The following is a 10048-nucleotide window of genomic DNA, read 5'->3' as shown; positions in this document are numbered from 1 at the left end:
GTGGCACCGGCGGCGCGGCCGGCGGCGCGGGCGGCCCGGGCGGTACCGGCGGGGCCGGCGGCACTGCGACGGGGACCGGCAACGGCAGCACGCCGACGGACGGCACGACCGGCGCGGCCGGGGCGACCGGTCAGACCGGTGCGACCGGTCCGACCACCGCACCTACCTCCTAAGCACGATTTCGGCGCGATTCGGCCCGCTCAGCGGGCCGAACCGCGCCGAAATCGCGTTAGAAGCGGCCACCGCCGCCGCAAAAGCCGCCACCGGAGCCGGATCCACCGAACGACGTGGGACTCCAGCCGCCGCCTCCACCACCACCGAAGCCGCCCCCGCCGCTGAGGATGTTCCCGACGATGATCCCGCCGAGCATCGCCCCGGTGTCATTGCCGCTGCGGTATCGCCCGTAGTAGGCACGCTGCGCCGCCTGCACGTCGGCCTTGGCCAGTGACTGCGCCGCTGCAGCCAGCGTGGCAGCACTGTTCGCCTGGGTGATCGCGCCGGGCACGTCCGAGGTTCGCTGCACCTCGGCGGCGTCGAGCCGCCGGCGCGCTTCGGCCAGTCGGGTGCGCGCCTCGGGACCGACGCTGCCACGGCGGGTGTCGATGTAGTCCGACACCGCACGGATCCGTGCGGATGCGGTGAACACCGCCTGCTCGACGGTGCGGGCCAGCCGCTCGGCGGCCGCACGCTCCTCGGCAAGGGTGTCGAGCAACTGGTCCAGTGCGGAATCGGCTTTGGTCAGCTTGCCGAACGCACCCAGCGGATCACCGGACCCGCGGGCGGCGGCGACGGCCTTGACCGCGGTGTCCCGCGCGGCCGTCAGCTCGGCCTGGTGCGCGCCCGCCCCGCGCTGCAACTGCACGTTGGCCTGCGCGATCCCGGCCTCGATGTCGGTGACGGCCTCCGGCAGGGTCGCCACCGCGTGCCGGATGTCGTGGGCGGCGCTGTCCACCGCATCGAGCAGGGCGCGCCCCTGGCCGATCCCCGACTCCGCCGCGCGCACCAGATCGACCAGGTCCCCCTGCCCGCCGGTCACCGGGTGATCGGCGAGTTCCCGGGCCCGGGTGATGGTGCGCTCGGTGAACGCCGCGCGGTCCCGCGCCGTCTTGACGTTGCCCGACACCGAAGTCAGTGCCTCGGCGTCGAATTCACCGTGCAGCTCCGTCAGGTGCTGCTCGGCGGCCGGAATCCGGGCGGTCAGCTCCACCAGCTGCCGGGTCAGATCGTCCAACCGGGTCGGGGCGTTGATCACCAGATCCCGCAGCTGCTCGAAGGCCGTTCGCTGCGTTTCGATCTCCCGGTCGGCCTTCGAGGCGGTGACGATCACCCCGGTCAGCAGGTCGCGCTGCTGAGCGGGTGTCTCGGGGATGTCGTCGTCGAGCTGCTGACGGACGGTGAACGCATGCGCCATCGCGGCTTTGGCGCCGGTGACCGCCGCCGCGAACGGCCGGGTGCGCTCCTCGCCGAACTCCTCGACGGCCAACACCAACTCGTTGGCGCTGGTGCGCACCGCGTTGTCGACGGCCACGACCTTCTCCCGGGACAGCGCGTCGAGCGTGTCGACGGCGACGGCGGTCAGCGCGTTCGGGTCGGTCGCGTCGATGCGCCGCGCCGCCACCAGCGCCGCCGCCCGCCGGCGCCGGCGCAGCAGCCGGGTCACCACCAGCAGAACAACGCCGGCCAGGACCACGACTCCCAGCGCCAGCAGCACGGCCGTCCAGTTCACCGTCGCCGGCGCTGCGGCGGCGTCCAGGCCGGACGCCGCGACCGTCGCCGCCCCGGCCCAGTCGCCCCGATGCAGTGCCGGTTCGATCTCGTTGCGCCGCAGCGCATCCACCTTGCCGGAGCTGACTTCGCCGACCCCGGTGGAGACCAGGAACGCATAGCTGCGGTCGGCGGTCGCGACCGCCAGCAGCGCGTCATGGTCGCCGAGGTCGCTCAGGCGCGCCGTGCTGCGACCCCAATCGTCGGCGGTCTGGCCGGAGAAGATGTCGACGAAGACCACCCACAGCCGGATGTGCCGATCCGCGTAGAGCCTGTCCAGCGCGTCCTGCACCGAACTGCGGTCCGACTGCGAGAGCACCCCGGCGTTGTCGGTGACCGAGGCGGGCAGCCGCATCGGCGGGTCCGCTACGACGCCGGGAGCGACCAGCAGTGCGGTGACGATGACCGCGACAGCGACGCCGAGCACGCGGGGTAATCGCATATCGACAAATCTAACTCCGATCCGGGGCGAGGCCACCTGAATCCGTGCAGCGCAGCGCTCCAAATAGACTTGCCCGCGGTGGCCACCAAGGAGTACGACGACTACGACGCGCACGACCGCGACCGCATGGTCGCCGAGGCGCCCAAGATCGCGGGCCTGCCGGGAACCGGCGGGCAGCACCGCACCGACTTCGCCCGGGATCGGGCACGCGTGCTGCACAGTGCTGCGCTGCGCCGTCTCGCCGACAAGACCCAGGTCGTCGGCCCGCGCGACGGCGACACGCCGCGCACCCGGTTGACCCACTCGCTGGAGGTCGCGCAGATCGGGCGGGGGATGGCGATCGGACTGGGCGCCGACCCGGACCTGGTCGACCTGGCCGGGCTGGCCCACGACATCGGCCACCCGCCGTACGGGCACAACGGCGAGCAGGCGCTCAACGAGATCGCGGCCGACTGCGGCGGCTTCGAGGGCAACGCGCAGAACTTCCGCATTCTCACCGTCCTGGAACCGAAAGTCCTTGACCCCCAAGGGCGTAGCGCCGGGCTGAACCTGACCCGGGCCGCACTGGACGCGGTGACCAAGTATCCGTGGCCGCGCAAACCCGGGCTGCCGAAATTCAGCTTCTACGACGACGACCGCGCCGCCGCGGACTGGATGCGCACAGGGGCACCGGGTGAGCGGGTCTGCCTGGAGGCGCAGATCATGGACTGGGCCGACGACGTCGCCTACTCGGTGCACGACGTCGAGGACGGGGTGATCTCGGGCCGGATCGACCTGCGGGTGCTGGCCGACGAGGCGACGGGTGCGGAGCTCGCGCGACTCGGCGACCCGGCCGGCAACCACGATCTGGCCGAGGCCGCCCGCCGGCTCTCCGAGCTGCCGGTGGTCGCCGCGACCGGACGCTACGACGCGACGCTGACCGCCTCGGTCGCGCTGAAACGGCTCACCAGTGAACTCGTCGGACGGTTCGCCTCCGCGGCGATCAGCGCCACCCGTGCGGTCGCCGGACCCGGCCCGCTGACCCGCTACCGGACCGATCTCGCGGTGCCGGAGACGGTGCGAGCCGAGGTCGCGGTGCTCAAGACCCTGGCGGTGCAGTTCATCATGTCCGACGAGCAGCATCGGCGGATCCAGCAGCGGCAGCGCGAGCGGGTGCACGCCGTGGCCCGGCAGTTGCTGGCGGGGGCGCCGGCGACGCTGGACCCGGTGTTCGCCGCGGCGTTCACCGCGGCCGCCGACGACGCCGCCCGGCTGCGGGTGGTCATCGATCAGATCGCGTCCTGCACGGAGGGCCGGCTGGAGCGGATCGCCTCCGATTAGGGGTTAGGCCTTGGTGAGGTCGGCGACCTTGGTCAGCATCGCCTGAACGGCGTCGGTGCTGCTGGACTCCGGGTTCGCGGACCCGGTCGCGTTCGGAACCCCGGTGAACGCGATCAACACCCCGATGATGCAGTTGCCCTGGATGCCGACGGCCCGGGTGTCGGGTGCCTTCGGGTTCTTGTCGAGCACGATCGACGCGGACAGGATGCTGTCGGTGATCCGGACGTTCTGGATGTGCATCTCGGTGCCGGGAAGCTGCGGCGGGCTGTCGGCGCCCGGGGTGATCGGCTCGTGGTTGACGGCCTTGCCGTCGCAACCCTTCCAGCGTTCGGCGAACTTGGCGAACACCGCCTGCGCGTCGGCGGCGGTGGGCATCGCGACCACGGCCTCCTTGACGAACATCACCTTGGTGTTCAGCGGCTGGAAGTCGGCGTGCCCGGGTTCGGAGGCGGCCCAGGTCTCCCGCACGTAGCTGTGCACGTCGCTCGGTTGGTAGACGGCCTGCGGTGCGACGTCGACGACTCCGACGCAGTCGCTCGGCGGGGACGAGTTGTCCATCTCGTCGAAGCCGCCGTAGACCAGCGAACCGGGGGCGGACTTGAACGGCTGATCGAGCATCGCCGTCAACTCGCCGCCGTCGAGCAGCACCTGCTTCACGATGTCGCCGGTCAGCACGGACCCGCTCGCCGCGGTGCGGGACTTGCCCGGCAGGACCAGCCACCCCACCAATGCCACCGCGACCACCGCGACGACGGCCCCGACGATCAGCAGTCGCGTTCGCGGGGATTTCACCGCTGAGGGCTGCTCGGACAGACTCATGCATGCTCCCTGACGTCGACGTTGACGCACCGAGCTTAAAACACCGCGGTTCGGCGGCGGCTGTGCGCTCTACACTGACCCGATGGCCGGCCGCATCTCCGATCGCGACATCGCCGCAATCCGCGAGCAGGTCCGCATCGAGGACGTCGTCGGCGACTATGTCCAGCTCAGGCGAGCCGGTGCCGACTCGCTCAAGGGTCTGTGCCCGTTCCACAACGAGAAATCGCCGTCGTTTCACGTCCGGCCCAACCACGGTCACTTCCACTGTTTCGGTTGCGGTGAGGGCGGCGACGTCTACGCGTTCATCCAGAAGATCGAACACGCCAGCTTCGTCGAGGCGGTGGAGTCGCTGGCCGACCGGATCGGCTACACCATCACCTACACCGGCGCCGCGGCCACCAACGTCCAGCGGGAGCGCGGCGGGCGCAGCCGGCTGGTCGCCGCGAACGCCGCCGCGGCCGAGTTCTACGCCGAGCAGCTGAACTCCCCGGAAGCCGCCCCGGCCCGCACCTACCTCACCGACCGCAACTTCGACGGCGCCGCCGCCAAGCACTTCGGCTGCGGGTTCGCCCCGTCGGGCTGGGACACCCTGACAAAGCATTTGCAGCGCAAGGGATTCGAGTTCAAGGAGCTGGAGGCCGCCGGCCTGTCCCGGCAGGGCCGCCGCGGTCCGATCGACCGGTTCCACCGCCGGCTGCTGTGGCCGATCCGGTCGTCTGCGGGGGAGGTGATCGGGTTCGGGGCGCGCCGGCTCTTCGACGATGACCCGATGGAGGCCAAGTACGTCAACACCCCCGAGACCGTGCTGTACAAGAAGTCGAACGTGCTGTTCGGCATCGACCTGGCCAAGCGGGACATCGCTCGCGGGCACCAGGCCGTCGTCGTCGAGGGCTACACCGACGTCATGGCGATGCACCTGGCCGGGGTCACCACCGCGGTCGCATCCTGCGGCACCGCGTTCGGCGACGAACACCTGGCGATGCTGCGCCGGCTGATGATGGACGACAAGTTCTTCCGCGGCGAGCTGATCTACGTCTTCGACGGCGACCAGGCGGGGAAAGCGGCCGCCCTCAAGGCTTTTGAGGGTGAGCAGCAGCTGGCCGGGCAGTCGTTCGTCGCGGTGGCCGCCGACGGCATGGATCCGTGCGACCTGCGGCTGGCGCACGGCGATGAGGCGCTGCGCGACCTGGTGGCCCGCCGTACACCGCTGTTCGAGTTCGCCGTCCGCACCGCGCTGACCGAGGTGGACCTGGACACCGCGGAGGGCCGGGTGGCGGCGCTGCGGCGCTGCGTGCCGATGGTCGCGGCGATCAAGGACCCGACGCTGCGCGATGAGTACGCCCGCCAGTTGGCCGGCTGGGTGGGCTGGGACGACGTGGCGCAGGTGATCGGTCGGGTGCGCGCCCAGGCCAGGGGCGAGGCCAAGCGGCCGCAGGCAGCCGCCGCGGCCGCGCCCCGCGCCGCGGTGGACCAGTCGGGGCCGGGGTTCGCCCGCCCCGACCCGAGGGATCCGACCCTGTGGCCGCAGCGGGAGGCGCTCAAGGCGGCGCTGCAGGCCCCGGCGCTGGCCGGGCCGGTGTTCGACTCGCTGTCGGTGGAGAGCTTCACCCACCCCGGGTACGCGGCGGTCCGCACGGCGATCGAGGCGGCCGGGGGGACCGGCGGAACCGGCGCGGCGGCGGCCGGCGCGCAGTGGATCGACACCGTGCGCCAGCAGACCACCTCGCCGCTGACCACCGGGCTGGTCCACGAACTGAGTGTGGAGACCATCCGCGTCGACGACGACAAGCTGCCGCGTTACATCGGTGGGGTGCTGGCCCGGCTCCAGGAGGTCTGGGTCGGCCGGCAGATCGCCGAGGTCAAATCCAAGCTGCAGCGGATGTCACCGGTCGAGCACAGTGACGAATATCACGCGCTCTTCGGCGACCTGGTCGCGATGGAGACCTACCGCCGCAGTCTGCTCGAACAGGCCAGCGGCGACGACCTGAGCGCCTGATCGCCAGCACCGCCTGAATTCAGTACTCGGGGTCCTCGGGCTTCATGACGACGGTGCCGTCCTCGAGTTCGGCCAGCGGCACCAGCTTGGGATCGGGATGAATCCGGTCGGCGATGGTGCGCCGGCCCTTGTCGATCACCGCTTTCGCGACGGGACTGCTGGTCACGGCATGGTAGGTGCCGACGATCTGCTCGTAGCGACGCCGGCCGGCTTTCGTGCCCATCACGTAGCCGACGCCAAGCACGAAGACATACCCGATCAACGTGGCCCCTTCAGCAGACGGTGCAGTGCCTTCATCCTGCCTCACGCGGCCCCCGCCCGGTGCCGACCCAACCCTTGTCTCGAACCCCCTCGGGGATGCGCTAGAGTCTCTGGAGTCCCAAGCGGACAGCTATTCCCCTGTAGCTCAATTGGCAGAGCATTCGGCTGTTAACCGGAGGGTTGGTGGTTCGAGTCCACCCGGGGGAGCCACGTTTGAACTGATCTGGCTCCGCGTCGTGTCCAACCGTGTGAAACGCACGGCGGGTCGTCGGTCAAGGATGCGGTAGCCAGCGAACCGTCTCGGTCGTCGCGACATCTGATGAACCTCAATGGTCACACCCAACTGTGGTGTGCGTCGCCAGGGCCTGCGGGGGACCCGATTGCTGGTCCAGTCGCTAGCCCAGATCACGTTCGGCCGGATCGGGCACATCGCCCCGACCGCGGTACCGATGCTGGTCAGCCGCTTCTTCTTGCGGCGCTGCGGAACCCGCAGGCCCTCCTCGCGCCACAGCCGCCGGATGCGTTTGTTGTTGACCTGCCAGCCGGCTTTGCGGGCTGCGATCGCAGCGCGTCGCCATCCCCAGCGGGGCCGGTCGGTGGAAAACTTCCGCAGTCAGGTCCGCAGCTCGGCTTCGGCATCAGTGATCGGCGCCGGGGCAAGCCGCATGGTGGAGCGGTGGATGCCGACCACCGTGCAGGCCCGGTGCTCGGGAGACCCCGAACCGCTCGCGCAGCACCATGACGGCGTTGCGCTTGCGGTTCGGGGTTAGAAGTTTCCCGCCGCAATTTCCTTGAGCATGTCGATGTCGAGGGCCTGGTTGGTGACCAGCTTCTTCAGGCGGGCGTTTTCGGCCCCGACCTCCTTGAGGCGTTTGGCGTCGCTGGCCTTCATCCCGCCGTATTGGGCGACCCAGCGATGCCAGGTCGACTCGGTGACCTCCAGGTGCCAGCACACTTCGGAAAGCTCCTGCCCGGTCCCGAGGAGCTTGTTGCCCTCGGCGAGCTTGCGGATGATCTGATCCGGCGTATGCCGCCGGCGCTTGTTCGCTGCCATGTTGGCGACGATTCTTCCTGCCCGAACACCAGGCATCAGAGTCGCACAACAACTGGACCACCACGAGGGGCTCACCTCGGTGCACACAAAATCGTTACTAGACGAGAGTTCAGTAACATGATATAAAACAGTCGAACTGAATGATCTATCTAGGATGACATGCGTAACGGTATGTTCTAGCGTCGCACGAGGGGTAGCGCTATGAGTCAGATCCTCTCCGGCCATCCCGTTGCACCGCCGGTCAGGTTGCCGCCGACGCCACGATTACCGGTCATAGTGCAGGGGTTGGCTTTCGCTCTGTGGCGCCGCCGATTTGTGGAGTCCATGAGCCGGCGCCACGGTGGCGCGGTCACGCTGAACATCCCATTCGTCGGGCCGCTGATCGTTGTCACCGATCCTCTGCTCGCCAAGAAGGTCTTCACGGCCAGTCCGGACGACCTCGGCAACGTGCGGCCGAATCTGAGTGAACTGCTGGGTTCAGGGTCGATGCTCGGTCTCGAAGGCAGCACACACCGACAGCGCCGAAGGTTGGTGGCACCGGCGTTCCACGGCGCGCATGTCGAGAGTTATGTGCGGATCATTGAAGATGAGACACTCCATGAAATTGCGGCGTGGCCGGAGGGGAGGCCGTTCGCGACCCTGCCGGCGATGAAGCGGATCACGCTCAACGTGGTGTTGCGCACCTTCTTGGGGGGTGCGGACTCGGATCTCGACGAAATGCGCGACGTGGTGCCCGCATTTGTCAGCCTGGCATCGCGGCTGGTCACGCTGCCAATTCCGGCGCGGACCATGGGCCGACACAGTCCGTGGGGTCGGCTCGCCGAATTGCGGCGACGGTACGACGCATGTCTTGATCGTATTATCGCCACGGCACAGGCCGACCCCGGCTTCGCCAATCGGTCCGATGTGCTGTCCAGATTGGTGACCAGTCGCTATGAGGACGGTTCGGCGATGTCTCGCGCAGAGATCGGCGATGAAATGCTGACGCTGCTAGCTGCCGGCCACGAATCGACGGCGGCGACGCTGAGCTGGGCATTCGAACGGCTTTCACGTCATCCCGTCATCCTCGCTGCCATGGTCGACGAAGTGGCCACGCACGGTCATGAACTGCGGCGAGCGGTGATCCGTGAGGTCCAGCGGTGCCGCACGGTAGTTCAGATGGTGGGCCGCCGCGTTGTCGCCCCGACAGTTCAGGTCGGTGATTGGGTTATCCCGCGGGGTACTTCGATCGGGGTGGGGATAGCCCAGATACATACCGACCCGGCGTCGTATCCGGATCCTAACCGTTTCGACCCGCAGCGCTTCCTGGGGGTGAAGCCGCCGACCGACCGGTGGATGCCGTATGGCGGCGGGGCGCGCCGGTGCATCGGGGCGTCCTTCGCGGAACTGGAGATGGACGTTGTGCTGTGTACCGTGCTGCGTCACTGCACCGTAGAGACCACGGGGGCTGCCGACGAAAAGGTGCGTGCGCGCGGCATCGCATTCACCCCGCGCGATGGCGGCCGGGTCACCATACGGCACCGGCCGAAGAGCCCTGTCTAGTCCAGCCGGGGGATCACCGACGGGCCGGCGGGCTGCTGCTGCGGCCGCAGCACCGGCTGTTGCGGAGCAGCCTGCTGTTGCTGCTGCTGTTGCTGCTGCTGTTGCTGCTGTTTTGCCGCTCGTGCCTGAGCGAGAGCGTTCACCAGCGGGCTGGCGGCCAGCATTTCGCGGCGGTCCTCGTCGCTCAACTCGTAGATCGCCCAGGCTCCCCAGGCCGCCGGCCGCACGTACAGGGTGACCTTCTGCCGGCCGTTGTTGAAGACGGCGGGAATCGCGACGGCCCGGTCGGCGGCCGCGTAATTCGCCATCTCCTGACTGATCCGCTCGATGTCGGCTGAATCCTGCAGTTCGTAGGTCGGCGACTGGCCGCCTTTGGTGGGTGAGGCATTCAGCGCAAGGAACCACGCCATGCTGATACTCCTTTTGTTCGAGCGTTGACCCGCACAGCCTAAGAGATGATGCTCAGCCGGGTTTAAATACGGTGTGCGTTCCACGGCCGCCCGCGTGGGGTGATGGCGATCTTCCGACCGCAGGCGCCGATTGCCAGGGCTTTGTTCCGGTCTGCGGGGAGGCTGGACCCTTCAAGCGGCGGTCGTGCTCGATGAAGGTCGTGCAGGTGTCGACGGCAACGGTGTCGCCGCCACAACGTTTGGCACGGTACATGGCGGCGTCTGCGCAGGAGAGTGCCGCGTCGACGGCGGCGCTGTGCGGGAGTGTGCGTGCGGTGGTGACCGCGATGCCGATGCTTGCCGTGACCGGGGGTTCGGTGGTGGTGATGGCGTGGCGCATACGTTCGCCGAGTTCCCGGACTGACTGGGGTGTCATGGTTGGTGTAGACAGCAGAACCCGA

The 10048-nt window shown here is 68.8% G+C and carries 8 protein-coding genes, 1 tRNA gene and 1 pseudogene; 4 read left to right on the top strand and 6 right to left on the bottom strand.

Translation table 11 applies throughout. The annotated features are described in order from the left end of the window. Positions 1-229: 229 nt before the first annotated feature. Positions 230-2206 carry a TPM domain-containing protein gene (locus tag KIH27_RS21570; RefSeq protein ID WP_214095005.1) on the bottom strand — a complete coding sequence of 659 codons (1977 nt, stop codon included), beginning with the start codon at positions 2204-2206 and terminating at the stop codon, positions 230-232. Between the two features lie 78 nt (positions 2207-2284). Between KIH27_RS21570 and KIH27_RS21565 the strand changes: the two genes are divergently transcribed. After that, positions 2285-3526 (top strand): deoxyguanosinetriphosphate triphosphohydrolase, encoded by a 1242-nt coding sequence (locus KIH27_RS21565; RefSeq protein ID WP_214095004.1) that lies wholly within the window; start codon positions 2285-2287, stop codon positions 3524-3526. Positions 3527-3529: 3 nt separating this feature from the next. Here KIH27_RS21565 and KIH27_RS21560 read toward each other — a convergent pair whose 3' ends face one another. Next, positions 3530-4345 carry a sensor domain-containing protein gene (locus KIH27_RS21560; protein ID WP_214095003.1) on the bottom strand — a complete coding sequence of 272 codons (816 nt, stop codon included), beginning with the start codon at positions 4343-4345 and terminating at the stop codon, positions 3530-3532. Positions 4346-4427: 82 nt separating this feature from the next. Here KIH27_RS21560 and dnaG point away from each other — a divergent pair, with 82 nt between their 5' ends. Continuing rightward, the gene (dnaG, locus tag KIH27_RS21555; protein ID WP_214095002.1) at positions 4428-6341 is read left to right on the top strand and encodes a DNA primase; all 1914 of its coding nucleotides are present in this window, start codon (positions 4428-4430) and stop codon (positions 6339-6341) included. 19 nt (positions 6342-6360) lie between these two features. Here dnaG and KIH27_RS21550 read toward each other — a convergent pair whose 3' ends face one another. Next, positions 6361-6603, bottom strand: coding sequence for a hypothetical protein (locus KIH27_RS21550; RefSeq protein WP_214095001.1), 243 nt, complete (start codon positions 6601-6603; stop codon positions 6361-6363). 133 nt (positions 6604-6736) lie between these two features. Between KIH27_RS21550 and KIH27_RS21545 the strand changes: the two genes are divergently transcribed. Next, positions 6737-6812, top strand: a tRNA-Asn gene (locus KIH27_RS21545). Between the two features lie 178 nt (positions 6813-6990). Here KIH27_RS21545 and KIH27_RS21540 read toward each other — a convergent pair. Further along, positions 6991-7656 (bottom strand): annotated as a pseudogene (locus tag KIH27_RS21540) (transposase); the annotation flags it as partial. A gap of 201 nt (positions 7657-7857) precedes the next feature. Between KIH27_RS21540 and KIH27_RS21535 the strand changes: the two are divergent. Further along, on the top strand, positions 7858-9198 hold the full coding sequence (locus KIH27_RS21535) for a cytochrome P450 (RefSeq protein WP_214095000.1): 1341 nt from the start codon (positions 7858-7860) through the stop codon (positions 9196-9198). On the opposite strand, the gene KIH27_RS21530 is transcribed toward KIH27_RS21535, so the two are convergent. Both KIH27_RS21530 and KIH27_RS21525 read right to left on the bottom strand, forming a co-directional pair. After that, complete coding sequence (locus KIH27_RS21530; protein WP_214094999.1) at positions 9195-9608, bottom strand: hypothetical protein; 414 nt, start codon at positions 9606-9608, stop codon at positions 9195-9197. The genes KIH27_RS21535 and KIH27_RS21530 overlap by 4 nt on opposite strands. Positions 9609-9660: 52 nt before the next feature. Next, positions 9661-10048, bottom strand: a 388-nt coding sequence (locus KIH27_RS21525) for a GGDEF domain-containing protein (RefSeq protein ID WP_372451448.1), incomplete at its 5' end; no start/stop codon positions are given.

This window comes from Mycolicibacter acidiphilus, assembly GCF_018455725.1.
Lineage (GTDB): Bacteria > Actinomycetota > Actinomycetes > Mycobacteriales > Mycobacteriaceae > Mycobacterium > Mycobacterium acidiphilum.
This window is presented reverse-complemented; position numbering and strand designations above follow the sequence as displayed.

What these genes read in the sequence shown, in the direction of transcription:
- KIH27_RS21570 (WP_214095005.1), bottom strand. Translation starts at nt 2,206, where the DNA reads ATGCGATTACCCCGCGTGCTCGGCGTCGCTGTCGCGGTCATCGTCACC.
- KIH27_RS21560 (WP_214095003.1), bottom strand. Translation starts at nt 4,345, where the DNA reads ATGAGTCTGTCCGAGCAGCCCTCAGCGGTGAAATCCCCGCGAACGCGA.
- dnaG (WP_214095002.1), top strand. Translation starts at nt 4,428, where the DNA reads ATGGCCGGCCGCATCTCCGATCGCGACATCGCCGCAATCCGCGAGCAG.
- KIH27_RS21535 (WP_214095000.1), top strand. Translation starts at nt 7,858, where the DNA reads ATGAGTCAGATCCTCTCCGGCCATCCCGTTGCACCGCCGGTCAGGTTG.
- KIH27_RS21530 (WP_214094999.1), bottom strand. Translation starts at nt 9,608, where the DNA reads ATGGCGTGGTTCCTTGCGCTGAATGCCTCACCCACCAAAGGCGGCCAG.